Raw genomic sequence first — 23371 nt, forward strand, 5'->3', positions numbered from 1 at the left:
ATAGACCATTCCAGCATCTTATATATAGATGAAGCAGGAGTTGATAATAAGTTATACCGAGAATATGGACGTGCTCCAAGAGGAAAGAAAATTTATGCAGATATTCCAGGGAGAACTCGAGAGAGAATCAGTATAGTAGCCGGGTGGATTGGAATGAGATTTATTGCACCAATGACTTTCAAAGGTGGGTGTGACAAAGAGGTATTCAATATATGGTTGGAGAAGATGTTATTACCTAAATTGCCACTTGGCACAACCATAGTTATGGATAATGCTACATTTCATAAGACCACTAAAACAAAATCATTAATAGAGTCTTTTGGCTGTCATGTGCTGTATCTTCCAACATATTCACCAGATTTGAATCCCATAGAACACTGTTGGCATACCATCAAAAGCCGCCTCAGACCTCTAATGTATAAATGTACAGACTTACAACTTTTGGTTGGTAATACCATAATGGAAATTTATCATTCATTTTAGAAAATACTATACTTTTAAAATAGGTAGAATGTAATTTTAGGTGAATAAAATATTTCAAATGGCAGCAGCTACCTCGTATCTGAACAGACAATAGACTTCTTGGATAACTTAAGAAACAAGTAGTAGAAGCAATATTAGGGAAGGTATAAATTTTGAGCAGATAAGTAAACTTGATGAAGAGAAGCTTCGAAGACTAAGAGGAGTAAAAAGAAAAACATTGGAAAAATAATAGAAATTTTAATAGAGGAAGAGGCCAAGAAAAAGGCAAGAGGAGGAAAACCAAATATATTTATTAATAGCACTCGAATATTTGTGTAAATACCGTACATATTTCCATATAGCGCAAAGCTATGGAATAAGTGAAAGTTCTTGCTAACGGCTGAATAGAAGATGCATTATCCAGATTTCAGGAAGATAAAGAGCTATTAAAGTTAAATAGGAGTATGCAAAAGTTTTATAAAAAGGGAATGTTCAACTCCCCCATAGAAGATCAAAAAATATCCTTAGGTTATCCAAGAAGTCTATTGTTGGTAAACATAAAAGGCTATTTGCCTTTTTATCTAGTTTATGCAGGAGGTCTATATTTATTGTTGAGTGTGATTTTAGGCATGTCTGCTAAAACGCAACTTTTAAATCGCCAAAATTTCTCCTTGCCTTTACTAATTCCGATTCTTGGAGTGCACACATAATCTGGTTTGAGGTGATATTCATAGAGACAAAATTCATGACTTATAGTAAGGTCTTGTTTATTATGTTCTTTTGTAATGTTTAATTTTTTGCACAGTATGCCTGGCCCGCCTAAATTTGCTTCAAGCGGTTCAGTGAGCTTTAATCCTCGTATTAACACTGCTGCTGGGAATCCTTCTGCTTCTGTTACAATATTTAGACAATAGTACATTCCATATATAAAATATACGTACGAAAACCCTGGCGTACCAAACATTACTGAGGTTCGATTAGTATAGCCTCTTGCTGCATGACAAGCTGGGTCATCCATTCCTATATACGCTTCAACTTCAGTTATTATTCCACTAAAATTAGAAAATTTCAGCATCTTCCCTAGCAGCTCCCCAGCTACGGTTAAAGTTGGCCGTTCATAGAAATTTCTTGGTAATATTGTGTTATTCATCATAGAAGTACAAGTTACTTACATTTGCAAGCAACTCATACTATTTTCGCTTTTCCTTATTTAGATAAGAGGATACCTACATCTCTGAGAAGTAGAAGTTGTTGTTACATCTTCCATATCTGTTGTAGGCTGTTGTAAAACTTTGACTGATTCAGAGCTTCTTTGTTGCAGCTGCGGTGCTAACGCTTCATATAAAGATTTTGGTTCACGTCTCTTACCTATTTTGACTTCTTTATTTGCACGCAACTGCTCCTCAGTAACACCATTGTCTTCAAGGAGAGTTACACCGTTCTTACCGTCAATGTTAACTTTAGTTTTGCATTCTTTTCCATCAACATACCACTTTAAAGTCATTTCATATAACCCACTAATTATTTCATAAACTCTTTCCTCATTATCACTATCATTATTAATATAGCAACATGCCCCTCTCTTTTTTTCTTGATTAGGATGACAAAATGTAATTGTTCTTACATCATACTCTTTACATATACTACCGCCTAGAAGTTTAGCTATATCTACTCCTTCTTTATTGGCATGTAGCACAACTCTCACGGTGGGGTAAACAATATTATCTTCCCTTTTGCCTTCTTTTATCATTATGGACTCTATGGTATATACCTTCTATATCTCTGCCTTAATTTGGTCAGCAATCTTGCCTACAATCTCTTTACCATGATAGTGAGATTCTCCTTTCTTCGGAGAAAAAGGTTCTTTGTTTGTAGTATTAGTGTCTGGATCATTCTGTAACTTAAAGAATTTATCCCATTCTTCATCACTGTCTAATTTGATATATCCACGCTTGTCCTTGCCTGATACTGCATTCTGAATACTAGACGATCCTTCTGTTACAGTTGTACCAGAGCTATTGCTTTTACCTTTTAGAAGAACAAGATGCTCTTCTGACCTTTCTTCCTTACTCAACTTTGAAGCTGCATCACCAAAAGAAGGTTTCTCTACTACATGCGTGTAAGAATTCTTAACTCTACTCTCATTATCAGGTACTGTAGTAGCCCACAAAAGCTTTTTAATATAATCTAACATATGCCACCTCTTACCATTAACAAAATATTAGTATGCAAACTTTGTCATAATTAATCAACAACTAATTTATCATAAATAAAATGAGCTGCTAAAAAGGTATAAATTGAGGTTAGGTAAAGCTTTTGGTATAATACCTAGTTAATTTTGAATAGGCAAGTGATCTTAGCTACAAAGACGTTTTTTATCTCATTTATTTTTGGGTTTATTCTCTTTCCCTATTTTATAAAACTTCTAAAAAAGATAAGTAAAGATGGACAACCAATCAGATCATATGGACCAGAAAGTCATTTAATAACAAAAAAGAATATACCACCTATGGGTGGAATAATAATACTCACTTCTGCTTTATTACCAATCCTGCTTTGGACTCAATTAACACAAGAAATTTTATTTTTAGTATTTATAACCCTATTTTTTGCTCTACTTGGATTTATTGATGACTATTTAAAATTGAAGACAAATCACCACCGAGGTTTAAGTGCAAAAACCAAAATACTTATTCAGTTTGTCGTTACTCTGGTCTGTATGTTTATACTTAAGCTACAATCTGCTGAAGGTTTTACAAAAATTTCTCTATTTAGAGAAGTAGCAATCGACCTTGGCTATCTATATCTTCCGTTTGCTGCATTTGTTATTGTTGGCTCTTCTAATGCTGTGAATCTTACAGATGGCCTAGATGGCCTTGCTGCAACTCAAGCCATTACTTCCTTTGCTTTTTTGGGGCTAATTGCATACATAACTCAGGCAGATGTAAACATTACTTTATTCTGCATTGCATTTATAGGAGCTATTTTAAGTTTCTTGTGGTTTAACACACATCCAGCAAAAATATTTATGGGTGATGTTGGAAGCCTATCAATCGGTGCAGCTTTAGGACTCACTAGTGTTCTAATTAAAAAAGAAATGCTTTTTGCCGTTATTGGAATAATCTTTGTAATAGAGACTTTATCTGTGATTATTCAGGTATCATATTTTAAATATACAAAATTTAGATATGGAGCAGGAAGAAGAATTTTCCTTATGACACCAATACATCATCACTTTGAAAAGAAAGGGTGGTCAGAAAATACAATAGTTATAAAATTTTGGATAATTTCTATCGTTTGTTCGATTTTTGCTTTAACTTTCTTATTATAGGAACTATGAAATATCCAGATTTCACATTAGAAAATACATTATCAGGAATTATAGCAGGAGTAGATGAAGTTGGAAGAGGTCCGCTTGCCGGTCCAGTGATATCTGCAGCTGTAATATTTACTGATAGAGATACGGTTATTGATGGAATAAACGACTCAAAAAAGCTAACCCCTAAGTGTAGGCAAGTTCTATACGAAAAAATAACGTCTGTTGCAAAATTTGGTATAGGAATGGCAAGCGTAGAAGAAATAAACTCATACAATATCTTGCAAGCAACAAAGCTTTCAATGAAACGTGCGCTGGTAAATTTAGATTTAGAACTAGATTATGTGTTAGTTGATGGTAACCAACCACTTGAAGTGAAATGGCAAACAAAGTCTGTAGTGAATGGTGATAGTTTAAGTATATCAATTGCAGCCGCTTCAATCGTTGCAAAAGTTACAAGAGATCGGCTTATGGAAGAATTGCATAATAAACATCCTCAATATAATTGGTATAAAAATAAAGGATATGGAACAAAAGAACACCTCAGCGCTATTGGCCTTCATGGAATTACGAAGCACCATAGAAAGAATTTTGCACCTATAAGAATACTATAGCCTTTAATCACTTACCTTTTTTGAAAGGTATGTTTTCATTAAACAGGCAGACTGTACTTGATCCGTTTCTTAAGGTAAATACCGAGCTTACTCTTTCAATTATCAGGTAGTCATCAACTGTACGAAAATTTATCAAGGATTCATATCCTGCAGAATCAACCATAAAAACTGCCGGGAAATCAGAGTTTATTTTATTAAATTGTAGATATGTAAATTTTCCGTCATCAAAAACCTTAATTGGTATTATTGATTGACTGCCTTTAACGTGCGAGATGGAATAGTTAAAATTCAAGCCTTTCTTTATAACCTCAATATCACTTATATCAGGGATAGTGGTATGACTAGCTTGCTCTAGAATATCACCGTTACTCGTTGAATAAATTTCATCACTGTTGAACAGTGGATAAAGAAACCTTACTTCATATGCTAACCTTGGATCATCTAGCCCGTTTGCTTCTTCAGCATGAAACTCGAAATAATAAACTCTTTTATTGGTAATTATAGTTGCATTAGTATCGGCAATATCATCTATAGGCTTAATAAATAATCTATTACCTTGAGGAAGGAGCTGCCAACCGGTTGCATCACCCATTGAAAGACTCTCTATTACCTCCCCTGGCTCAAACAATATGCTGGATTGATAACCATAAAAGCCCGTGTACTTATGTATAGCCTGTGGATTATAATTCATTACCTTTATGTGGTTATCACCAGCTATTGGTCTTGGTTCCTGTTTTGCAAGTGCATAACCACCACAAAAAAATAATAGTGCAACAAAGAGTACCCTAATCATAGTATCAAAATAAACTGATCTTCATTTTATCATTGATAGACATGCACTGCAACTGTTAAGCTATCCCAGTAGTAAGCGACAGAAAATGCAAGCTTCATAATAATTCATTACTGCAGGAAAAAGGGGAGTGTTAAATAAACTACAGATTTTATGTCTAAGTTACTCCACAAAATTTTTCCTTTCCTTATCCAAGATTCAAATTTATAGTATCGATTCCTTTTTATGAAATATGAAGCCACCTCAAGTTATAGTTAAGCCTATATTCAGTGAATTACTTTCACAAGTGCAATTGATTTGAGTGTTATACTGTTCTAACAGTAAAGAAGTCATATAGATAATAATGTCTTTTGTATCCAAACGAATATCATTTTTTTTTGTTAATTTGCTCACTAATAATGTACTTATTGATTTATGTTCATTTACTACTTTTATAGTGAGTAGTGTTTTATCTTCTGTTTTAGTCAGTAAAATAGACACTAATTCAATTTGTGCCACTGCACTGATTATAGTTATCACCATATTGGAAATTATCTTATTTATTTTTTCAATTAAGTTTTCTGTAGGACATTCACTTACTCTCCACTGAAGCTTTACTTTTTTTTTAATAAATAATTTTCTATATTGGATTTAGTCTTAACAAAGCTGCAATTATCTGATGAATGAGAATACGCTTGCTTCATAACTTTATATTTATATATTAAATCATCGGAGCTTTCTTTAAGCAATGACAATGCTTCGTTTTGCATATTAGGGTTGTTTTCTTCAAGCTCTTCCAATCCACCCACTATTCCTTGCATAGAACTAGCAAAATCATGAAGAATTCGTCCTGATAGGCACTCTGTTATTAACATTATGTTTTTATTCATTGGATAAAAGTATAAATGATTTAAGTTAACCCTATATTGGTAGGCATGTAGTAGTCAATTTAAGAGAAAGTTTCGTTGCGCTTTTTGTGTCAAAGCATTAATGTAGTATTAATAATTATAAGATTTATGAAGGCGCTATGAGTACTTATGCTAAATCTGGAATAGACCTTAAACTATATAATGAACTAATAAAAAAAGTTAAACCTATTATTGAAAAGACTAAAGGAGAAGAAGTAATTAGTGAAGTAGGATCATTTTCTGCATTGTTTGACTTTTCTTCGCTGAGTAAGAAATACGACCATCCAGTACTTGTTTCCTCAACTGATGGAGTGGGCACAAAACTATTAATAGCTCAAGAGGTGAATAAGCATGATACTATAGGTATAGACTTAGTTGCAATGTGTGTAAATGATTTACTTGCACAAGGAGCAACACCTTTATTTTTCCTTGATTACTTTGCAACAGGCGTTTTAAACAAAAACGTTTTATTGTCTGTAATCCAGGGCATTGCAGAAGGGTGCAAGGAATCTAAAATAGCATTAGTTGGTGGAGAAACTGCAGAAATGCCTGGAATGTATGGTAACAATCACTATGACCTTGCAGGGTTTGTGGTTGGTGTTGTTGATCGAAAGCAAATTCTTCCAAATTGTAGTATAATGAAAGCAGGTGACTGTGTAGTTGGTTTAGAATCAAATGGAATTCACTCAAATGGATTTTCTTTGGTGCGCCATATTTTTAAAAGCTTAGGTATAAATTATAATGATATATCTCCATGGAATAATAAATCTTGGGGTGAAATATTACTTAAGCCAACAAAGATATATGTTGATTCTTTGTTGCCTATTATGCCAAAGGTAAAAGGCATTGCGCATATAACAGGTGGCGGGTTAATAGACAATATTCCAAGAATTCTCTCAGGAAATTTATTTGTAGACATAAATATTAATTCTTGGAAATGGCCAGATATATTTTTATGGCTGAAAGAAGAAGGCAAAATAGAAAAGAGAGAAATGTTAAAAACATTTAATTGCGGCATAGGTATAGTACTGATTGTAGATCCCGATAATATCAAGGATGTGGAAAGCCATTTCCAAAAGCGTGGAGAAAAAATTGAGATTATTGGAAAACTTGATGAGGCATGTAACCCTCCACTTGATAGAGTAGTATTTAGTTAGTCTAACTTTACTGACAGTCTTTTTGCAACTTCTGAGTATGCTTCCTTTAAGTTTCCTAGATTTAAACGGAAAACATCTTTGTCTAGCTTTTTATGCGTATTTTTATCCCATAGCCTACAATTATCAGGGCTGATTTCATCGGCTAAAATGATTTTAGTGCTGTTGTTTATCAATTTGCCAAATTCTAACTTGAGATCAACTAAATATATATTTGCATTTGAAAATAGGTCGACTAAGATTTTGTTGATCTTTAAAGTTGTAGTTTTAACTTCTTCCATTTCTTTATGGGATAACCAACCAAAATATAATATGTGATTTTCATTCACCATTGGGTCGGCTAGGTCATCATTTTTGTAAAAAAACTCGATTATAGGAGATGTAAGTGTCTCACCTTCTTTGATATTAAAACGTTTGCAAAAGCTGCCAGCTGCAATGTTTCTAACCACTATCTCAAGAGGTATTATCTTGAGTTTTTTGACTAGCTGTTCTCTTTCGTTTAGAGTGTTTATAAAGTGCGTGCTAATTCCTGCTTCTTCAAGCTTTTCCATGATAAAAGCACTAACATGATTATTAATTATTCCTTTGCCCTCAATAATTTCATATTTTTCCTTGTTGAACGCTGTAACATCATCTTTAAAGTACTGTATAACAGTTGATGAGTCTTCAGTTTCAATAATGACTTTGGCTTTACCTTCGTATATCGTTTTATTCAGTGACATGATTGATTTAGCTGTATACTATAAGATAATATCAAATTGCTGCTTAGTTTACTACAAATTTGCTAATGACGTTTAGTGTTACAGTGTTAACCATATTTCCAGAAATGTTCCCCGGGTTTTTGAACTATTCTCTTGCCGGAAAAGCGTTAGAAAAAAAAATATGGAACCTTGAAGTAATAAATATTCGTTCTTTTGCAAAAGATAAACATTCAACTGTGGATGATGTTCCATACGGAGGTGGAGCAGGGATGGTTATGCGCCCAGATGTGATTGGTAATGCAGTTGATAATGTTCTTTCTGCTCATAAAAATACTAGATTTATTTATATGACTCCATCTGGTACAAAATTTAATCAGAGCATTGCAAAGGAGTTAACAGAAATTCCTCATGTAACAATATTGTGTGGTCGATTTGAAGGTGTTGACCAAAGAGTAATTGATGTGTATACTCCTTATGAGTTAAGTATTGGAGATTATATACTTTCGGGAGGTGAGCCAGCTGCAATGGTGGTTCTTGATGCATGTATTAGGCTTCTTCCAGGTGTAGTAAATAATTTCGATAGCGTTGCTGAAGAAAGTTTTAGTTATAGTGGTGGTATGCTTGAATATCCTCAATATACTAGGCCTGAGCAGTGGAGTAGGTACAAAGTTCCTGAGGTTCTCTTGTCTGGCAATCACAGAAAAATAAGTGATTGGAGAAGGGAACAGTCATATGTTAGAACAAAGGAACGTCGACCTGAATTGTTGAATGGAGATGATAAATGACAAACTTGCTTGAAAAATTTAACGAACAACAAGTACAAAGATTAGCCAAAGAGATGCCAGCTTTTTGTCCTGGCGATGATTTGAAGGTCACTTTTAAGGTAGTTGATAGTATGGGTGAGCGTATACAGATATTTGAGGGCGTGTGTATATCAAAAAGAAATCGTGGATTACACTCTTCTTTTTCAGTTAGAAAGGTAAGTCATGGAGAAAGTATAGTATCACAATTTTTTGTTTACTCTCCTGCATTAATTTCAGTACAAGTGATGAGAAAGGGAAAGGTCCGTAGAGCAAAATTATATTATCTGTGCAAGCTATTTGGGAAAGCTGCAAGGATCAAAGAACGTACTACTTATGTTAAAAAAAAATCTAAGTAGATACAATAGGGAGTGATGTCAATTGTATCATCTCAAAACTCTCTCTTATTATCCCAGTGTGTGGCGCACAACTGTACTTTGCCTCCTGCTGTGGTGTCATCCCAATGTTTGACACTGGGATCCAGATTCTCCTTTTGGTTTGTGCTTTCATGGAAAATATAAAAATTATTTGCAGGCAAAGCCTGTTAGATCTCAGTGTCAAGCACTGGAAAAAGGGGAAAGTCTTTTCAAATCCTCATGTAAAGAAAAGTAAATGGGTATAATAAAGAAAAACTTCCTTAAGTTACTTCAATCTAAGCGCGTACATGCTCGTGTAAAAAGAAAAAATAAAAAGAACAGCATTTTATGCTTTTGCTCTTTTACAGCACTGATTGTCTCAATTGGGTGTCCTATATGTATATTACTAAGTATATTAGTTAACTCTTACAGTGCTTTAACAGTAACGAAAATTTTATTGCCAGTTGAAATAAATGCTGATCTTATTTTAACTAATAATCCTGGTGATTTACGATATAAGTCCATTAGACTACTCAATAACTCTTTACATAAAGTGTTTGAAGGAATTGACTTTAAAGACAGTGACGAAATTTTAAGTCGTAACTCTTACAAGGAGCTAGAGAGGTTTTTTCTTAAGAGAGTAAAAAATAGTGGTGAATATGAGATTTGGTTTACCGCATCGAGTGTGATCAATTCACTATATAAAAATAAATGTTTGAATGATCATTATGCTAAATTACTTGATTGGTTAAAAGAGAAGGGAAGAGTAAGAAAATTTTTTAATAAGTCTCTGTTTCTTAAGTCTGATTCTTGTGAGCCTGAGAATGCAGGGATTTTAGGGGCATTTATCGGTTCATTAATGACAATTATAGTATGCTTAGCGTTGGCATTGCCAATAGGAATTATGTCAGGTATCTGTCTTTATGAATTTATGCCTAGAAATAGGCTAATAACCAGTATTGTAGAAATTAGCATGAATAACCTTGCTGCAGTGCCTTCGATAATATTTGGTGTGGTAGGACTGACTCTCTACTTGGGCATATTTGGTTTACCCCGTTCTTCACCGCTTGTTGGCGGGATGACTCTTTCATTTATGATGCTGCCTAATATTATTATTGCAACAAAAAATGCCTTTACAAACGTTCCTATTGCAATAAAAGATGCAGCGTTTGCGCTAGGTGCACCTCACATCAAGGTGATATTGGATCACTCTTTACCGATTGCGTTGCCACGGATAATACATGGTGCAGTGCTTGCAATTGCAAGGATTTTAGGCGAATCTTCCCCTTTACTTATGATAGGCATGGTAGCATTTATTGCTGATACACCTACATCCTTCTTCGATCCGGCAACTGTTTTACCTGTACAAATATACATATGGTCAAGTAGTCCTGAAATTGCATTTATTGAGCTTGCTGCCATTGCAATTATAGCTTTATTGTTAATGCTATTTGCTTTGAATTTAATAGCAAATTTTGTAAAAAGAAAGTTCGAGTTTTTTGATTCATGAAAATTACAATCCTATCTGGTTATGGCTTGAATTGCGAAAAAGAAACTGCATTTGCATTTATGGAATGCAGCAGAAAGCTTGGTATTAATAATATTGAAGTAAAAATCGTTCACATTAATGATATTATAGATAATCCAAGTGAACTGAAATTAAGCAATATACTTGCAATTCCAGGAGGTTTTTCCTATGGTGATGATACTGGTGCTGGTAATGCATTTGCTTTGCGTATAAAAAACAACTTGTTAGACGAATTTCAAAATTTCTTATCTCAGGATAAGCTTATTATAGGGATATGTAATGGTTGCCAGATATTAGTAAAATTAGTTCCAGAATTCTCTAATCTAGCTTTAACCTCTAATGATATAGGTAATTACCAATGTCGTTGGATTAGAGTGAGAGTTAATCCGCAGAGTAGTTCTGTTTGGCTACGGGGCCTGAGTGAGCTATATCTTCCTGTTGCTCATGGAGAAGGCAGGTTTTTTATGGATCAAGATATTTTAAATCAATTGATTGAAAATAATTCCGTTGCACTGCGTTACGTTGATGAAAATGGTGACTATGCAAATTTACAATTTCCTTACAATCCAAACGGATCTATATACGACCTGGCAGCTTTGTCAGACAAAAGTGGTAGAGTTTTAGCTTTAATGCCTCACCCAGAGAGAGGAATATTTTTTACTCAGCAGGACAACTGGCCTCTTGAAAAAGAAAAATGTAAACGTTCAGGAGTGGCTATGCCAAAATATGGTGATGGAATGCTCATATTTGAGAATGCACTAAAATATTTTGCGTAACGTTACATACAACAAGCCATAAAAAGTTACTTTCCTTGTTATGACAATAAATCCTTATCTTTGATCTGCAGAGTAGCTTTCTCTAACGTTAGGGATATAATTGTTCCACTTTCCAATTGCTTTTCTCAACAAGAGTATATCTAAATCTAGTGTGTCTCCTATATTCACCTTCTTGCCAAAATTCAATTACCTTTGGGATTACGCAAAATCCCACCCAAAAGTCAGGACGAGAAACTTGTGTATTGTGAAATTCTTTCTCTTTCAATTCTATAGCCTGCTCAAAATCTTGCCAATTTTTCAGAACTCTTGATTGTTTTGAGCACCACGCGCTAATTTGACTATCACGTGCTCGAGAAGAGAAATATTCGTCAGCCTTTTTGCCGCTTAGAAGCCTAACTTCTCCTTCAATTCGTACTTGTCTAGAAAATTCTGTCCAATGAAATACGAGTGCAGCTTTGGGGTTCTCAGTCAATTCTTTTCCTTTTCTACTGTTTACGTTAGTAAAGAACACAAAACCTTCTTTACTATATTCCTTTAGTAATACCACTCTTGCAGATGGAATGCAGTCTTTGCTACACGTTGCTAGCGTCATTGCAGTTGACGGAAAATTAAGTACTTCTTGATACCACTTTGAGAACAAATCAAAAGGATCTTTTTCAGGTAAGAGTGTCATATGCAAAAATAAAATTTAATTCTGACATGCATTGCAAAAATAAGTGCTACGACCATTTTGTCGTATAAGTGTTATGATATTGTTGCAGATTCTGCAAGGTTTTTGCACTTTACCATATACGTAAAAGTTATTTTGAAAGTATCCAGCAGATCCAGATGGTTGTGCATAATCTTTCAGTGTTGAACCACCAGCAGCAATTGCATCACTCAGAGTATTTTTTATTTCGATAGCAAGTTTTTCGCACTCTATATATGTTAAATCTTGTGCTAGCCTAAGTGGTGATATGCGAGCTCTAAATAAGCTCTCAGAAGCATATATGTTACCTACGCCAACTATTAGCTTATTATTCATTAATACTGATTTGATATTTGCTTTTCTGTTCTTTAGCAACTTCTGTAAATAATGTCCGTCAAATTCATTCGTGAGGGGTTCTATTCCTAGGTTATTAAAAAAATTTAGTTCTTGCTCTCTGTTTAAAACAATCACTAATCCAAACCTTCTTGGGTCATTAAAGATTAGTGAAGTGTTGTCAGAAAATAAGAATATCACATGATCATGTTTGTTCTGTGCTTGATTGTCTTCAGCATATATAAGCTTTCCGCTCATGCCAAGGTGTATGATGACAGCCATACTAGCATCTATATTCGAGATTATATATTTACCTCTACGCTTGATATCATTTATAACTTTGCCCTTTAGCAAATCATCCATATTCTTCGTTATTGGTACACGCAAATTACAATTATTGACTGTCACATTGCTTATTTTCTTATTTTTGATTTTATCAAATAAGAAGTTAGAGATGACTTCCACTTCTGGGAGTTCTGGCATGATACCTCCTTCAAAACTTAAGTTTCTGATAGTAATTTTGTCGTTAAAGCTTCCTCAAATACGTTTGGGTATTCTGCGGCGCTTTCTCCTAAAAATTCCTCACCACAAACAAATTTTGAAAGGGGTCTGCTTTGTCTACTCTGTTGCTGTTTTTTTCTTTTTAGAATATTTTGCTTTAAAGCTTTTGCCAATCTTTTTCTCTCTTCTTCTTTTTCCTTATTTTTTTTTATGTTATTCATTATCATAATACGTGAACTTGCCGTTGTAGCTCAGGTGGTAGAGTACGTCATTGGTAATGACGAGGTCCCAAGTTCGAATCTTGGTAACGGCAGTTTAGAGGACGATATTCATAAAGTCAACCCTCTAGATGCTAATTAGATTATAGAAAAACGTCTAGTAAATACCTTTTATACACTACCATTAAGCTGCTTTTTCAGTATTACTATTCAATAATACCTGCCGTAATTTTTCTTTAGAAAATCCATGCATTAAAAGAAATTGTATAATCCTTTGCCAAAAATCCCTCACAATATACTGAAGGATTATTAAAACTTACGTTGGCAGGGTTAAACCTGTTACCATAACTTCCCCCACCACAAATATTTTCATAACAACACTGCTTACAATCGTCAGGCCTATTTTCCATATCACTTAAAAAGTTATTAAAAAATTTATCTGATAAGAACTTAGCCCAACTAGTATTGCTGATGTTATATTCGACAAACTTATGAGGGACACATGTTCTCAAATCATCTAGTGGACCGAGATCACCATTATTGGAAACACATATTAACGGTAATACAAAAGGACTTCTTTTGCCAAATCCTTCAACTCTTGAATAATTACCGTAAAATAGCTCTAATGAAAAGTTATATAGAAATTTCTCTATCCTTTTTATGATAGTTCTCAGTCAGGTCTTCTTTTATCTTATCTGCCCAGCATATATTACCATGCCCTCCACCATCTCTATCAAACTGACAATGGCTACTGTGATTATTTCTACCATGAAAATTACTTGAAAGCTTTTCTATTCTTTTAAGTATGACACTACTACTAACTTGACCGATATTAGCGCTAAGACGCTCTAATAATAAATCCACTTGTTTTTCTTTATTGTTTACCATAATTACTTTGCTTTAAAATAGCAAAGTCTAGGTTTACTATAGCTTTTGTCAAGCATTTATCTGAGCTATTTATATATTGGAGTGCTACTCGTTATTTTGTTGGCTTTCAAATGTATAACTTTCGGTATCTTGTTTTCAAGGACTTTTAACTTAATATTACCACTATTAAAGTCAATACTATAACACTTTAGTTCTTGACCATCCTTGAGTCCCATATTATGGCAATCACTACCTAATTTAACCCCACGTATCTTTTGTAGCTCTAGACTTCTGGTTAAGTTAAAGCATATATCACTATACTTATCAGTATCTTGGAAAGTTAAATTTTTATTTAGTAATCTACTGGGTAATAGACTGAGAAGTATGCTAGAATCTCTTATAGAGGCTATGATGTCTTTTATAAGGTACTCTGGTAAGTAATGTTTTAAATGACTTGCAAATAAGTCAACATTAAAATTAACTTTCTTTGAAGTTATTTCACTTATTATACTATTTATAGTAGTCAATAAGTTATACCTTCCATTACTAACCTCATTTAATTTCTCATCAATTATTGTTGCAAGGATAAAACCTTTGTTATAACTCAACATGCTTATGTTTTGATCAAGTAAATGTTTTTTGCCTACCTTTTCAAAATTAATATCAAGTACTAAGGAGTTAAAATATTCTTTTAAAATAGCATTAATTATTTCTAAATATTCATCTTTATTAATAAGTTTCGTGTCAAGTAAGGTTTTCACTCCATAAAATTCCGTAAATCCTTCAAAAAACCACTTATATTTTATTTCATTTTTCTTATCGCTGTCTTGCTCTATTATATGTCCTATATATCTGTGAATTAATTCATGTGATATCACTCTAGTATAATCTTTGATATTTTTTTTTAAGCTTCCCTCAATAATTACATAGTCCTTTCCTGCAGCACCTGTAGTTCTACTAAGATTGGGATTATCAACAAGTACTATATTATACGGCTTACTTTCTAGTATGAATAAGTTATCTTGAGCTAAGATAATTTTATTAATAATATTTACAAGACTGATACTATTATGAGCATTGGTATAAAGCTTATTTCTTTTATCAAGATCAAAACTTCTAAAATCGTCAGTTCTAATAATTTTTTCTATATTATCAAAAGGTTTTCTAAAAGGTAAAAAATCAGGTAAGTTTTTTAAATGTGATGAAGAGTTATCTAAAGCAATAGCAGAATGCATATACTGAATGTATATAAGGAAAAAACAAACAATATAATTTAATAGACTGTGTACATTTTTAAGCTTAATGTTTGCCATAAATAAAACAGGACATTGAAGAAGTGGTGCGACCTGAAAGTCTTCGGTCATATTGTTTAAAAGGAGAGGAATTCATTCAGAAAGAAACTGAAAGGATTCTAAAACTTATTAAACCAGATGTTTTGCCGTCTGAGTCTACGCATCAGTGCGAATCGGGCAACCGGTTGGTGCCAAGCGATGCGGACAATGAACCTCCTCTTGAAAAAGAAGATGCTCAATCGTGAGAGGGGCATAAACTGCAAGCATCATGTGGTTGGAGGGCTAGGCTAGTGGTATGGTGAACGTAAGTGAAGCTTTATAAGTACCGATACGATGAAAGAGCTAAAGATGCTGATAAGCTCTGACCAAAAGGTAATGTGGATAAGTTACATTTTTCATTTCTAGATGTACGCAAATAATAACTCCACCGGTATAGAGAAGCCACCTAACCCACTGTTGTATGACTGGAGAAACAGGGTAAGCCTGTATTTTCGCCTACATGGCAAGCAAACCGCAAGGAATGCTGATGGAAGTGCAGGTAAAGGAGAATGGAGAAAGCGAATGCCATTTTGTAACGAAATGGATAGAATTTGTAACATTAATTCGCGTGAAAACGAGCAGACTTCCATTTGGTCCCTCGTGACAAGAAACTTTGTTAACCACTTAAGGTAGGAAAGCAGATGATTACAAGTAAACCTGTAAGTGCATCTACCGAAAGCTTTGAAGCATGGAAGCAATTGCCATGGAAGAAATGCCAGAAAGTTATTGTGAGGCTACAAAGACGTATTGTTAAGGCTGTCCAAGAAGGAAGATGGGGTAAGGTAAAAGCTTTACAACATCTTCTCACACGCTCTTTTAGCGGAAAAGCTTTGGCTGTTAAGAGAGTAACTGAAAACCAAGGAAAAACCACAGCAGGTGTAGATCGTCAACTATGGTCAACTTGCAATGCTAAATTTCAAGGAATAAAGCTGTTAAAACAAAGAGGATATAAACCTTCTCCGCTCAAACGAATTTATATCAGTAAATCTAATGGCAAAAGAAGGCCTCTCGGTATACCCACGATAAAAGATAGAGCGATGCAAGCATTATATCTGTTTGCTCTGGAACCGATAGCTGAAACGATCAGTGATCGTCACTCCTATGGCTTTAGACCTAAAAGATCCTGCGCGGATGCTATTGCTGCTTGTCACTTATTACTGGCAAGACGCAATCGACCACAATGGATACTAGAAGGTGATATCAAAGGGTGCTTTGACAACATTAACCATGAATGGCTTATGAAGCATATTCCTATGGAAAAGAAAATTCTTCATAGATGGTTAAAAGCTGGTTTCCTAGAATCGAAAACTCTGTATCCCACAACTGCTGGCACTCCGCAAGGAAGTATAATTTCTCCAATACTAGCTAACTTTACCTTAGATGGTCTTGAACAGTTATTAGAAAGTCGCTTTGGTAAATTAGGTAGCAAAAGAAGAGGAAAAATCAGAAGTGGAGTGAATGTAATCAGGTACGCAGACGACTTTATTATTTCAGGTTTCACACATGAAGTACTGGAAAAGGAAGTTAAGCCTTTAGTATCATCTTTTCTTCATGAGCGAGGTTTAATTCTGTCAGAAGAGAAGACAAAGATTACATCTATTACAACAGGGTTTGACTTTCTTGGTTGTAATGTACGTAGATATAATAAGAAGTTAATTATTAAACCTTCGAAAGAAAGTATTAAAAGACTTCTTAATAAAGCACGTACATTGATAAAAGCAAATATAGCGAACACTCAGGCTATAGTAATTAAGTCACTCAACTCTCTACTGAGAGGATGGGGAAATTACTATCACCATGTGTGTGCTAAAAAAGCGTTTAGAAAGATCGACAATGAAATTTGGCATAGTTTATGGAAATGGGCAAAGAAAAGACATCCTCGTAAAGGATTACGTTGGATAAAGAATCGTTACTTCAAAGTAATGGGTCAACGCCAATGGGTTTTTGCTGCACCCATATGCAAGAACAAACCAAAAGAGATACGGTATTTAAGACTGCTTAAGCTGATTGATATACCTATCAGACGACATGTTAAAATCAGAGCGGATGCAAATCCCCTTGACTTAAAATGGAAAAAGTATTTTGATGAGAGAGTGAAACGAACAAGAATGTTAGCAAGCTCCTTTTCAAGAGAAGGTTCTCTACTGTTGGTGTCACCATTAAGAATGATGTTTCCTGAGGAATCATGAAGGACAAGCCGGTTCTAGAAAAGAAGAACTTAGATAAGGGGCTCAAGCGTAGTGTGGGGAAACCTGCATGCTGCGTTTCTAAGGGAGGGGGTAGTAGTAATACTGCTTCCTTACCTGACTAAGTAATTACGATTAAGCAAATATAATTTATTGCTAAGTAGGTGATAAGGATAATTTTAATTATCTCTTTAAAACTTTACTCTTTCCATATTATTGAACACCTTATAATAAAGACTGAGAAGAAAGTTATAAAGGATTCCATATTCTTATCATCATAGCGCTGTTACTACAGTAATAACACTAAGAATAACTATAAGTTTCTTTGAATGATAGTTGAAGCTTGATTGAAATTTTGAGGCTATAAAAACCGCAGGTACCAGTTGGTTTTTATTAGCTAAAGTAAACGTCAAATATCTGGAATTCTGGACATAAAATCCTCCTTTGAAAAAAAGATTAGAAAAAAATGCAATGCACATACGACAGAAATTAAGTATGTGTGTATGCACCCACATACGCTGAAGAGGATACGCTACATTTTTTTATGAGTTTAATAAAAAAAGTCTGCAGACAAAGATAAATTTTTGAGCTCTAAAAGTATCTCTAATTGTAGTTATAATCAGATTTAAAATGTGCGGAAGTAATTTTTAGCTAAAGTAAGAATATATTGTAGAAAAAAGAATCCAAAAGTTAGCGTTATTGGTAATCCAACTTGGTGTAACGGCACTGTAGACCTTACAATAAAGACTGAGAGGAAAGTTACAAAGGAAGATTATCATGCTTCTTCCATATTCTTTCTACTTTCTTGTTTTTAAGTAGCTCTAATGCTTTGTGAAAGTGATGCCTTGTTTTGCTTGGCACTATTATATCATCAATATATCCATACGATGCAGCAAAAAATGGATTAGCAAATTTCTCTTTATATTCTTTGATTAACGTTTGCTGGTCTTTTTCATGCCTAAATATAATTTCAACTGCACTTTCAGGGCCCATTACAGCTATCTCAGCGGTTGGCCAAGCATAATTTATATCACCTTTTAAATGCTTTGAGTTCATAACAATATATGCACCACCATACGCTTTTCTAGTGATAAGGCTAATTTTCGGCACGGTCGCTTCAGCGTAAGCGTAAAGCAGTTTCGCTCCGTGTTGTATTATATTATTGTATTCTTGATTCGTGCCAGGTAAAAACCCTGGAACATCAATAAGTGTGATGATGGGAATGTTAAATGCGTCACAAAATCTTACAAACCTTGCAGCTTTTCTTGAAGAGTCAATATCCAAGCATCCTGCAAGGTGCATAGGTTGATTTGCAACAACACCAATAGTATTTCCTCCAATTCTGCCAAAGCCAATTATGATGTTACGAGCAAAATCGGGTTTTAGTTCAAAAAATTTCCTTTCATCACACACCTTTTCAATGAGTTCATACATATCATAAGGAGTATTAGGATTATTAGGAACTAGAGTGTTCAAAGATTCATCAACATCATCAATTAAGTCGCAGATTGGTACAGTTTTTGGCAACTCTTGATTATTTGCTGGCAAAAAGGTGAAGAATTTTCGCATTTCTAGTAGCATTTCAACTTCATTATTGAATGCAAAATCTGCTACTCCTGTTTTGCTCGTATGAATTTTTGCTCCACCGAGATCTTCGTGGCTTACGTTCTCGTATGTAACTTTTTTTACTACATCTGGTCCGGTTATAAACATGTATGAACTGTTTTTTACCATGAAAATAAAATCGGTTAGCGCTGGAGAGTAAACTGCACCGCCAGCACATGGGCCCATGATTAGAGATATTTGTGGTATAACGCCTGATGCATTTACATTCCTTTGAAAAATTTCTCCGTAACCAGCAAGGGAATTTACTCCTTCTTGGATTCTGGCTCCACCAGAATCGTTTAGTCCGATAATTGGAATTCTGGCATTAATTGCCATATCCATAATTTTGCATATTTTTTTTGCATGTGATGCACCAAGTGATCCACCAAAGACAGTGAAATCCTGAGAATAAACAAAAACTTTTCTGCCATAAATAGTACCATGGCCAATTACAACTCCATCACCTAAAAAATCAGCATTTTGCATGCCAAAATCAGTTGCGTGATGCTTCACAAACTTATCATACTCTTGAAATGAATTTTCATCGAGCAATATACTCAGCCTTTCTCTAGCGGTTAGCTTTCCTTTTTCATGTTGCTTGTTAACTCTATCAGGACCTCCTCCTTTTTCGGCTTCTAATATTTTGATCTTTAGAGTTTCTAGTATTTCAGAGTCTTGCATGTAGTAAAATAACTTTCAAATTGGTTGTAAACTTTATTGAGCTTACAAATCCTATTGATTATACACATACACCGTTGCTGCATGCAACGGTGTATGTGTACGATAATTAATGCGCTAGCAATTTCTATTTAATATTTTGAGAATGCTGAGACTCACTAACATTCTGTGCACTTGCACTTGTTACACCTGTTGATGGATTAATTGTTATAACTTCTCTTTCAATTCCTTGTAAGTTTGAAGCCAATGAGACCAATTTTGCTAGAGTCATGTCATTATATTTATCCATCTTCTTATTCTCATAATAGCCAATTTTTATTTTTACAGCTTTGTTTTCCTCGAAGTCCTTAGGACTTATATTATCACTTAAATCAGTACAAAATACGTTACCATTTTCACTAATATTTAAAGCAATACTGCAATCTCTATCACCCACTTTCCAGTTAAATTTAATTATACAAGACTCATTTAGTATTTGATAAAGCCTTACACCATCATCACTTTGTGAAACACGCACCAACCTTTTATCTTCTGGAGATACCAATGTAAAAGCTCCAATTTTTGGATTACTATCCTTTAAGGCTTTACCAGGAAATGAGTTATCAAATTTTAACTCACCTCTGCCTTCTTTTAACGATACCCATGCAGTAAATGATTTATCTTCTTTTCCTCTCAACCTCACATCTACAGAATCATTACCTGTATATTCAGCAATTCCTTTTCGAATTACACTCAGAAATTTCTTAGTTTCTTCATCATTGTCACTCAAAAAAAGCTCCTTATTTTCATGTGACCGGGATGGATCATTGAGATTCTCCAATGCTTTAGCTAAAGTTATATAGTTATATATACGTGTCCTGTTGTTATAAGGTGTCCCTAATTTATAAATTTGAGGAGTTAATTGAGCAACTTGATCGAAATTCATTATTAAAGTTTCATTTGCATTATGCATAGCGCCTCCAATTCTACATAATAAACTTAAGATAAAATATCCTAATTTTAGGATGGGTATATAATCTATCAAGTCAATAGTTAAACTAAAAAATTTTGATTATAATTTACTATGTATAAAATACGCTCTTAAACTATGCTGAAAATAGTAATAATAGGCCTTCCAAATGCAGGCAAGTCAACTCTATTTAATAGGCTAGTAAGAAGAAAAGCAGCGGTAGTTAGTGACATTCCAGGAGTAACGAGAGATAGGCGTGAAGGAATTGGAAGAATTAGTGATTTAGAGTTTAAAGTTATAGATACAGGAGGATGGAATGACCAAACCAGTTTTTCACTACAAGTTATTGAACAAATAGAGTTTTCTTTATTAAGCGCAGATGTAATTTTTTTTCTTGTTGATGCAAAAGTGCAAAACGAGCAGAACAAAGAGTTTGCAAAGTGGCTGAAGAGAAAAACGAACAAACCTGTAATACTAATAGCAAACAAATGCGAAAGTCATAAATCGGAAAATGTTGATTATTTGCAGTTCTTCAACTTCATAGGTCCGGTGTATATCTCAGCCGAACATAATCTTGGTATGATTGATCTTTATGATGTATTAGCTGGTGTTATTGAAGATTTTAACAAAAAAACTGAGCTGCCTGAAAGTGAGTCCATTAGACTGAGGATTGCAATCATCGGTCGCCCAAACGTTGGAAAATCAACTTTTTTAAACAGTTTACTTGCAGAAAATAGACTAATAGTAAGCTCAAAACCTGGTACCACGCGTGACTCTGTGGATATTTCATACGACCATAATGGAAAATTAATCACTCTCATCGATACTGCGGGAATCCGCAGAAAGGCAAATGTTGTTGATAACTTAGAATCAAGATTTGTTGAAAAAAGTATAGAGTCAATAAAGCGCTCTCATGTAGTGATCTTAATGCTAGATTCCTTGCTTGGCGTTGAGCAGCAGGATTTATCAATTGCTGAAGCTGCAATTAAAGGGGGGAAGGGAATTATCATTGTTTTAAATAAGTGGGATTTAATAGGTAAGGATGACAGAAGTAAGTTAATAAAATTTGTCAAACAACAGGAAGTGACTCGGTTATTTTTGGAAGTGCCAACTGTAACAATTTCTGCATTGAAAGGTATGCGCTGTGGTGATGTGATAGATAAGTGTCTTGAAGTGAGTGAATCCTTAAACAAGAAGATCAGCACTGCAAAACTGAATAATTGGCTAATAGATGCTGTGGAAAAACATTCTCACCCACTTATAAAAGGTAGAGCAATTAAAATGAAGTATATTGCTCAAATTGGCACCAAACCTCCAGCTTTTTCTTTGGTATGCAACGTCCCGGAAAGTGTTGATGAGAGTTATAAACGTTATTTGACTAATGGTCTTAGAAAAAACTTCTTTGTTGAAGGCGTACCAGTCAGATTGCTTTTGAAAAAGAATAAGAATCCCTATGTAAAGTAGGTAATCTTGTTTTATTAATAATATAGTTTTTTATCTTATTAATATTCTTAATAAGTAAATAATATTACTTAAATAAGTAGTTGATAAATTAATATTATATAGTAAAGTATTAACTTGTTTAGTACTTTTGCTATGAATTATAAAGGACAAGATTTAAGGCCTGGATCTCCACATACTTTCACGGTTGATACACCTTTAGTATTTCAGTGGCTTCCAAGGCGATATGGATACCTGATTCCAGAAAAATATTTGGAGAGATTGAGCGAATGGGCAAAAAGAGAAGATACGCGTGTAGTGAAGTTAGTAATAAATGGATCTGGTTTTACTCCTACGCAACGTAAAGAGTTGGAGAATAAAATATCAAACAGAGAGTTTAACCCAAACAAAAACATAGAGCTTATAGACTTTAATGAGCTGGATTTAGGAGAGTATGAATTTAGCTTTCACTTACAAACAGATAAGAAAACAGAACTATCTAAATGTCCTTTATACACTGTATCTCAATATTTCAAAGATCTATACTCTATTCCAGAAAGTAAAAGATTATCTTTTGGTGTTGAGATAGACAGTATGCGTATATTTATGTTGTTGGTATTGAAATCTCCTATGATCTATTTTGATTTTGATATCTCACCTAAAGAAGACAAGAAAGTTGGTAAGATTCATGCTAGGCAGGGCTTTTTGGTTGCTGAAAATGACAAGACAGGTCACGACTATGACGGTATAACAAATATTGAGAATGCTATAGTTGCTGTAAGTGATGCTGGTAAAGTAAAGGTTACGGAATTTTATAATGAGATAAAGCATAGATTTCAAAAGTATTATCCTACTCTCCGATCATCACCGCATCACATTTATACACTAATGGAAAATATTGTATATAACAGTCCTATTAATGAGGTTCTTCCTACTTCTGATTATACAAGTCTTAGCGAACATCTTAATAGATTACAAGAAGAGAAAAGATTGCTTATAAAAGAAACATTTGGGTTTAAAACCAATGGAGGAGAAGTTGATATTCAATATGACAATAGCTGGACGAAAAACAAGGATGAATTGTATACTAAAGAAGAGATTGCAAGAATAGATAGTGATACTAGGGTTGTAACTAGTATGCAAACTAAATCAGTATCTAGCTGTGAATACATGCATAGAGGCTAGATAAAA

At 34.1% G+C, this 23371-nt stretch carries 28 protein-coding genes, 1 tRNA gene and 1 pseudogene; 15 read left to right on the forward strand and 15 right to left on the reverse strand.

The genetic code is table 11. The annotated features are described in order from the left end of the window. Both AAGD65_RS06205 and AAGD65_RS06210 read left to right on the forward strand, forming a co-directional pair. Positions 1-483, forward strand: a complete 483-nt coding sequence (locus AAGD65_RS06205; RefSeq protein WP_252154099.1) for an IS630 family transposase — start codon at positions 1-3, stop codon at positions 481-483. Positions 484-628: 145 nt separating this feature from the next. Next, positions 629-853, forward strand: a pseudogene (locus AAGD65_RS06210) (IS5/IS1182 family transposase); the annotation flags it as partial. 195 nt (positions 854-1048) lie between these two features. Here the strand turns inward: AAGD65_RS06210 and AAGD65_RS06215 are convergent. The 3 genes from AAGD65_RS06215 to AAGD65_RS06225 are packed head-to-tail and all read right to left on the reverse strand — an operon-like array spanning position 1049 to position 2656. Then, the gene (locus AAGD65_RS06215; protein WP_264683418.1) at positions 1049-1612 is read right to left on the reverse strand and encodes a DNA-3-methyladenine glycosylase; all 564 of its coding nucleotides are present in this window, start codon (positions 1610-1612) and stop codon (positions 1049-1051) included. Between the two features lie 60 nt (positions 1613-1672). Then, positions 1673-2212 (reverse strand): hypothetical protein, encoded by a 540-nt coding sequence (locus tag AAGD65_RS06220; RefSeq protein ID WP_264682543.1) that lies wholly within the window; start codon positions 2210-2212, stop codon positions 1673-1675. Positions 2213-2236: 24 nt separating this feature from the next. Then, on the reverse strand, positions 2237-2656 hold the full coding sequence (locus AAGD65_RS06225; RefSeq protein WP_264682541.1) for a hypothetical protein: 420 nt from the start codon (positions 2654-2656) through the stop codon (positions 2237-2239). A 156-nt stretch (positions 2657-2812) separates the two neighbouring features. Here AAGD65_RS06225 and mraY point away from each other — a divergent pair, with 156 nt between their 5' ends. Continuing rightward, complete coding sequence (gene mraY / locus AAGD65_RS06230; RefSeq protein WP_264682539.1) at positions 2813-3793, forward strand: phospho-N-acetylmuramoyl-pentapeptide-transferase; 981 nt, start codon at positions 2813-2815, stop codon at positions 3791-3793. A 5-nt stretch (positions 3794-3798) separates the two neighbouring features. After that, complete coding sequence (locus AAGD65_RS06235; protein ID WP_264682537.1) at positions 3799-4392, forward strand: ribonuclease HII; 594 nt, start codon at positions 3799-3801, stop codon at positions 4390-4392. 7 nt (positions 4393-4399) lie between these two features. On the opposite strand, the gene virB9 is transcribed toward AAGD65_RS06235, so the two are convergent. The 3 genes from virB9 to AAGD65_RS06250 all read right to left on the reverse strand — a co-directional run bounded on the left by virB9 (position 4400) and on the right by AAGD65_RS06250 (position 6051). After that, positions 4400-5185 carry a P-type conjugative transfer protein VirB9 gene (gene virB9, locus AAGD65_RS06240; protein WP_007302273.1) on the reverse strand — a complete coding sequence of 262 codons (786 nt, stop codon included), beginning with the start codon at positions 5183-5185 and terminating at the stop codon, positions 4400-4402. A 240-nt stretch (positions 5186-5425) separates the two neighbouring features. After that, positions 5426-5791, reverse strand: a complete 366-nt coding sequence (locus AAGD65_RS06245; protein ID WP_264683417.1) for a histidine phosphotransferase family protein — start codon at positions 5789-5791, stop codon at positions 5426-5428. After that, positions 5776-6051 (reverse strand): hypothetical protein, encoded by a 276-nt coding sequence (locus tag AAGD65_RS06250; RefSeq protein ID WP_012481935.1) that lies wholly within the window; start codon positions 6049-6051, stop codon positions 5776-5778. Before AAGD65_RS06250 ends, AAGD65_RS06245 begins: the two co-directional genes overlap by 16 nt. Before the next feature lie 137 nt (positions 6052-6188). Here AAGD65_RS06250 and purM point away from each other — a divergent pair, with 137 nt between their 5' ends. Next, on the forward strand, positions 6189-7226 hold the full coding sequence (purM, locus tag AAGD65_RS06255; protein ID WP_264682534.1) for a phosphoribosylformylglycinamidine cyclo-ligase: 1038 nt from the start codon (positions 6189-6191) through the stop codon (positions 7224-7226). Here the strand turns inward: purM and purC are convergent. Continuing rightward, entirely contained in the window at positions 7223-7945 is a 723-nt protein-coding gene (purC, locus tag AAGD65_RS06260; RefSeq protein ID WP_264377528.1) for a phosphoribosylaminoimidazolesuccinocarboxamide synthase, read from the reverse strand. The genes purM and purC overlap by 4 nt on opposite strands. A gap of 65 nt (positions 7946-8010) precedes the next feature. Here purC and trmD point away from each other — a divergent pair, with 65 nt between their 5' ends. The 4 genes from trmD to AAGD65_RS06280 all read left to right on the forward strand — a co-directional run bounded on the left by trmD (position 8011) and on the right by AAGD65_RS06280 (position 11384). Then, entirely contained in the window at positions 8011-8709 is a 699-nt protein-coding gene (gene trmD, locus AAGD65_RS06265; protein WP_211907678.1) for a tRNA (guanosine(37)-N1)-methyltransferase TrmD, read from the forward strand. Beyond that, entirely contained in the window at positions 8706-9083 is a 378-nt protein-coding gene (rplS, locus tag AAGD65_RS06270; protein WP_264682533.1) for a 50S ribosomal protein L19, read from the forward strand. The genes trmD and rplS overlap by 4 nt, the downstream gene beginning before the upstream one ends. 253 nt (positions 9084-9336) lie before the next feature. Further along, positions 9337-10590 carry a PstA family ABC transporter permease gene (locus tag AAGD65_RS06275; protein WP_064085769.1) on the forward strand — a complete coding sequence of 418 codons (1254 nt, stop codon included), beginning with the start codon at positions 9337-9339 and terminating at the stop codon, positions 10588-10590. Then, positions 10587-11384, forward strand: coding sequence for a phosphoribosylformylglycinamidine synthase subunit PurQ (locus AAGD65_RS06280; RefSeq protein ID WP_064085770.1), 798 nt, complete (start codon positions 10587-10589; stop codon positions 11382-11384). Before AAGD65_RS06275 ends, AAGD65_RS06280 begins: the two co-directional genes overlap by 4 nt. Before the next feature lie 88 nt (positions 11385-11472). On the opposite strand, the gene pdxH is transcribed toward AAGD65_RS06280, so the two are convergent. From pdxH to AAGD65_RS06295, 3 genes are read right to left on the reverse strand one after another with little or no spacing between them, the layout of a single operon-like run. Beyond that, positions 11473-12057: a pyridoxamine 5'-phosphate oxidase gene (gene pdxH / locus AAGD65_RS06285; RefSeq protein ID WP_264682529.1), complete on the reverse strand. Its 585-nt coding sequence runs from the start codon at positions 12055-12057 to the stop codon at positions 11473-11475. 15 nt (positions 12058-12072) lie between these two features. Then, positions 12073-12888 (reverse strand): bifunctional DNA-formamidopyrimidine glycosylase/DNA-(apurinic or apyrimidinic site) lyase, encoded by an 816-nt coding sequence (gene mutM / locus AAGD65_RS06290; protein WP_264682527.1) that lies wholly within the window; start codon positions 12886-12888, stop codon positions 12073-12075. 17 nt (positions 12889-12905) lie between these two features. Further along, positions 12906-13133, reverse strand: coding sequence for a hypothetical protein (locus tag AAGD65_RS06295; protein ID WP_341810919.1), 228 nt, complete (start codon positions 13131-13133; stop codon positions 12906-12908). Between the two features lie 13 nt (positions 13134-13146). On the opposite strand from AAGD65_RS06295, the gene AAGD65_RS06300 reads away from it, so the two are divergent. Then, positions 13147-13219: transfer RNA gene (locus AAGD65_RS06300), tRNA-Thr, on the forward strand. 141 nt (positions 13220-13360) lie between these two features. Here AAGD65_RS06300 and AAGD65_RS06305 read toward each other — a convergent pair. The 3 genes from AAGD65_RS06305 to AAGD65_RS06315 all read right to left on the reverse strand — a co-directional run bounded on the left by AAGD65_RS06305 (position 13361) and on the right by AAGD65_RS06315 (position 15226). Next, the gene (locus AAGD65_RS06305; protein ID WP_052264961.1) at positions 13361-13636 is read right to left on the reverse strand and encodes a hypothetical protein; all 276 of its coding nucleotides are present in this window, start codon (positions 13634-13636) and stop codon (positions 13361-13363) included. Positions 13637-13757: 121 nt separating this feature from the next. Continuing rightward, positions 13758-14012: a hypothetical protein gene (locus tag AAGD65_RS06310; protein WP_264682522.1), complete on the reverse strand. Its 255-nt coding sequence runs from the start codon at positions 14010-14012 to the stop codon at positions 13758-13760. 65 nt (positions 14013-14077) lie between these two features. Next, positions 14078-15226, reverse strand: coding sequence for a peptidase M61 (locus AAGD65_RS06315; protein WP_341810920.1), 1149 nt, complete (start codon positions 15224-15226; stop codon positions 14078-14080). A gap of 104 nt (positions 15227-15330) precedes the next feature. Here AAGD65_RS06315 and AAGD65_RS06320 point away from each other — a divergent pair, with 104 nt between their 5' ends. From AAGD65_RS06320 to AAGD65_RS06330, 3 genes are all read left to right on the forward strand, one after another. Beyond that, positions 15331-15528, forward strand: coding sequence for a hypothetical protein (locus tag AAGD65_RS06320; protein WP_230609272.1), 198 nt, complete (start codon positions 15331-15333; stop codon positions 15526-15528). Positions 15529-15963: 435 nt separating this feature from the next. Continuing rightward, a complete protein-coding gene (gene ltrA, locus AAGD65_RS06325) occupies positions 15964-17511 on the forward strand; it encodes a group II intron reverse transcriptase/maturase (RefSeq protein ID WP_019236826.1) in 1548 nt (515 codons plus the stop codon). Next, positions 17508-17633, forward strand: a complete 126-nt coding sequence (locus AAGD65_RS06330; protein WP_255324780.1) for a hypothetical protein — start codon at positions 17508-17510, stop codon at positions 17631-17633. Before ltrA ends, AAGD65_RS06330 begins: the two co-directional genes overlap by 4 nt. A gap of 634 nt (positions 17634-18267) precedes the next feature. Here AAGD65_RS06330 and AAGD65_RS06335 read toward each other — a convergent pair. Together AAGD65_RS06335 and AAGD65_RS06340 are read right to left on the reverse strand one after the other, a co-directional pair. Next, on the reverse strand, positions 18268-19794 hold the full coding sequence (locus tag AAGD65_RS06335) for an acyl-CoA carboxylase subunit beta (protein WP_264682516.1): 1527 nt from the start codon (positions 19792-19794) through the stop codon (positions 18268-18270). A gap of 124 nt (positions 19795-19918) precedes the next feature. Then, on the reverse strand, positions 19919-20743 hold the full coding sequence (locus tag AAGD65_RS06340) for a hypothetical protein (RefSeq protein ID WP_264682514.1): 825 nt from the start codon (positions 20741-20743) through the stop codon (positions 19919-19921). Positions 20744-20878: 135 nt separating this feature from the next. Here AAGD65_RS06340 and der point away from each other — a divergent pair, with 135 nt between their 5' ends. Both der and AAGD65_RS06350 read left to right on the forward strand, forming a co-directional pair. Continuing rightward, positions 20879-22204 carry a ribosome biogenesis GTPase Der gene (der, locus tag AAGD65_RS06345; protein WP_064085773.1) on the forward strand — a complete coding sequence of 442 codons (1326 nt, stop codon included), beginning with the start codon at positions 20879-20881 and terminating at the stop codon, positions 22202-22204. 132 nt (positions 22205-22336) lie between these two features. After that, positions 22337-23365: a hypothetical protein gene (locus AAGD65_RS06350; RefSeq protein WP_264682511.1), complete on the forward strand. Its 1029-nt coding sequence runs from the start codon at positions 22337-22339 to the stop codon at positions 23363-23365. Positions 23366-23371: the final 6 nt, after the last annotated feature.

The organism is Wolbachia endosymbiont (group B) of Chesias legatella, from assembly GCF_964026945.1.
Classification (GTDB): Bacteria; Pseudomonadota; Alphaproteobacteria; order Rickettsiales; family Anaplasmataceae; genus Wolbachia.

What these genes read in the sequence shown, in the direction of transcription:
- trmD (WP_211907678.1), top strand. Translation starts at nt 8,011, where the DNA reads ATGACGTTTAGTGTTACAGTGTTAACCATATTTCCAGAAATGTTCCCC.
- AAGD65_RS06310 (WP_264682522.1), bottom strand. Translation starts at nt 14,012, where the DNA reads ATGGTAAACAATAAAGAAAAACAAGTGGATTTATTATTAGAGCGTCTT.
- ltrA (WP_019236826.1), top strand. Translation starts at nt 15,964, where the DNA reads ATGATTACAAGTAAACCTGTAAGTGCATCTACCGAAAGCTTTGAAGCA.
- AAGD65_RS06335 (WP_264682516.1), bottom strand. Translation starts at nt 19,794, where the DNA reads ATGCAAGACTCTGAAATACTAGAAACTCTAAAGATCAAAATATTAGAA.
- AAGD65_RS06350 (WP_264682511.1), top strand. Translation starts at nt 22,337, where the DNA reads ATGAATTATAAAGGACAAGATTTAAGGCCTGGATCTCCACATACTTTC.
- AAGD65_RS06280 (WP_064085770.1), top strand. Translation starts at nt 10,587, where the DNA reads ATGAAAATTACAATCCTATCTGGTTATGGCTTGAATTGCGAAAAAGAA.
- AAGD65_RS06275 (WP_064085769.1), top strand. Translation starts at nt 9,337, where the DNA reads ATGGGTATAATAAAGAAAAACTTCCTTAAGTTACTTCAATCTAAGCGC.
- AAGD65_RS06215 (WP_264683418.1), bottom strand. Translation starts at nt 1,612, where the DNA reads ATGAATAACACAATATTACCAAGAAATTTCTATGAACGGCCAACTTTA.
- der (WP_064085773.1), top strand. Translation starts at nt 20,879, where the DNA reads ATGCTGAAAATAGTAATAATAGGCCTTCCAAATGCAGGCAAGTCAACT.
- rplS (WP_264682533.1), top strand. Translation starts at nt 8,706, where the DNA reads ATGACAAACTTGCTTGAAAAATTTAACGAACAACAAGTACAAAGATTA.
- mutM (WP_264682527.1), bottom strand. Translation starts at nt 12,888, where the DNA reads ATGCCAGAACTCCCAGAAGTGGAAGTCATCTCTAACTTCTTATTTGAT.
- AAGD65_RS06235 (WP_264682537.1), top strand. Translation starts at nt 3,799, where the DNA reads ATGAAATATCCAGATTTCACATTAGAAAATACATTATCAGGAATTATA.
- purC (WP_264377528.1), bottom strand. Translation starts at nt 7,945, where the DNA reads ATGTCACTGAATAAAACGATATACGAAGGTAAAGCCAAAGTCATTATT.
- virB9 (WP_007302273.1), bottom strand. Translation starts at nt 5,185, where the DNA reads ATGATTAGGGTACTCTTTGTTGCACTATTATTTTTTTGTGGTGGTTAT.
- AAGD65_RS06330 (WP_255324780.1), top strand. Translation starts at nt 17,508, where the DNA reads ATGAAGGACAAGCCGGTTCTAGAAAAGAAGAACTTAGATAAGGGGCTC.
- AAGD65_RS06225 (WP_264682541.1), bottom strand. Translation starts at nt 2,656, where the DNA reads ATGTTAGATTATATTAAAAAGCTTTTGTGGGCTACTACAGTACCTGAT.
- AAGD65_RS06315 (WP_341810920.1), bottom strand. Translation starts at nt 15,226, where the DNA reads ATGCATTCTGCTATTGCTTTAGATAACTCTTCATCACATTTAAAAAAC.
- AAGD65_RS06340 (WP_264682514.1), bottom strand. Translation starts at nt 20,743, where the DNA reads ATGCATAATGCAAATGAAACTTTAATAATGAATTTCGATCAAGTTGCT.
- AAGD65_RS06295 (WP_341810919.1), bottom strand. Translation starts at nt 13,133, where the DNA reads ATGATAATGAATAACATAAAAAAAAATAAGGAAAAAGAAGAAGAGAGA.
- pdxH (WP_264682529.1), bottom strand. Translation starts at nt 12,057, where the DNA reads ATGACACTCTTACCTGAAAAAGATCCTTTTGATTTGTTCTCAAAGTGG.
- AAGD65_RS06250 (WP_012481935.1), bottom strand. Translation starts at nt 6,051, where the DNA reads ATGAATAAAAACATAATGTTAATAACAGAGTGCCTATCAGGACGAATT.
- purM (WP_264682534.1), top strand. Translation starts at nt 6,189, where the DNA reads ATGAGTACTTATGCTAAATCTGGAATAGACCTTAAACTATATAATGAA.
- AAGD65_RS06220 (WP_264682543.1), bottom strand. Translation starts at nt 2,212, where the DNA reads ATGATAAAAGAAGGCAAAAGGGAAGATAATATTGTTTACCCCACCGTG.